The organism is Mesorhizobium sp. M7A.F.Ca.CA.004.06.1.1 (genome assembly GCF_003999135.1).
GTDB lineage: Bacteria > Pseudomonadota > Alphaproteobacteria > Rhizobiales > Rhizobiaceae > Mesorhizobium.
Genome location: NZ_RZPQ01001165.1, coordinates 1 through 1,150, shown reverse-complemented (window position 1 = coordinate 1,150; position 1,150 = coordinate 1). Strand labels below are relative to the sequence as shown.

Below are 1,150 nucleotides of genomic sequence, written 5' to 3'. Positions count from 1 at the left end.
GTTCAATGGTGGCGGAGGGATCCAGCACGATGCCCGGCGTCTCCAGCTTCCGTTTCAGGCATTCCAGTTGCAGGCGCGAAATCATGAACTGCACGTCAGGCTCCGCCGCCCCCTTGTTCGGTGACGGCAAGGCTTCGACGACGCCGCGCGAGGCGCAGTTGCTGAGATCGACGACAACGGCGTCGCTGCCGCTTTTGGCGAACTGGTCGTACTGATCGAGAAAACACGTCGCCAGTTCCGAGTTGGTGACGATCTGCTTGACGCACAGGCCGCAGGCCTCGTCCGCCGAAGCGTTGGCGATCAACAACAGGCCGCCGCCAAGGCCAGCCACCGTTCCACGCCAGGAAAACACAGAATTCTTCACAATCGATCCTATCCGTTTCATCCGGCCGTCATGCGCCAAGACGCGGCCGGGAATGTTCTCATATCGCGCCGATCGCGCAAGAGCCGGCAGAGCCATGCGGCGCCGGCATCCGCTCAGGCGCGCGGCACCGTCTCCATCGGGAAAATCATCACCGCGCCTTTCGGGCCGCTCTTGTCGGCAAGCCGCATCACCGAGCGGGTTGCCGGCGCCATGCCGAGATCGGTCAGCATGTCGGAGAAGCCGGCGGAGCCCATTCCGCGTGTCGCCGCGGCGACGCCGTCCTGCGCCAGGAAGCTCAGATCCTGCTTCTCGCTCCCCGGCGGCGCCTCGGTCAAAACCGCGATCATCCGCTCCATGCCGAAGCTGGTGTCGGTGAAAGCCAGCAGCCCCTCTTCGAGCATGGCTTGCGGGGCGAGGCGTTCGGCAACGATATGGGTGATCGAATAGTCGCTGCCGACATAGAGCACATTGATGTCGACCAGCAGATCCGAGCCGTTCTTGGCCAGCACATGCACTTCGTCGCCCGGCGACACGCGCGGCACAACCGAAGCCTGCAGCGGTTCGAGGCCATCCTTGTCGCGACGTTTGACCTGAAACTGGACGTCGACGTCCTCGGGCTTGTAGTCCGTGGCCGCCGCCAGCCGCGAAAGCCCGGTGGCGCGGAAGATGGTGCGCAGGTTCCTGGCCATTGCATCGGCCAGTTTCTGGCGGTCGTGAATGATGATCAGCGGCGGTTTGCCGCCCTCCTTCAGGCTCACGTCGCCCGATGCCGGCAGGAACCACAGC

The 1,150-nt window shown here is 64.2% G+C and carries 1 protein-coding gene and 1 pseudogene; both read right to left on the bottom strand.

Annotation, left to right across the window (positions count from 1 at the left end; translation table 11 throughout):
- Nucleotides 1-364, bottom strand: a 364-nt coding sequence (locus EN906_RS34815) for a hypothetical protein (protein ID WP_127375806.1), incomplete at its 3' end; no start/stop codon positions are given.
- Between the two features lie 113 nt (nucleotides 365-477).
- A pseudogene (locus EN906_RS34810) lies at nucleotides 478-1,150 on the bottom strand (caspase family protein); the annotation flags it as partial.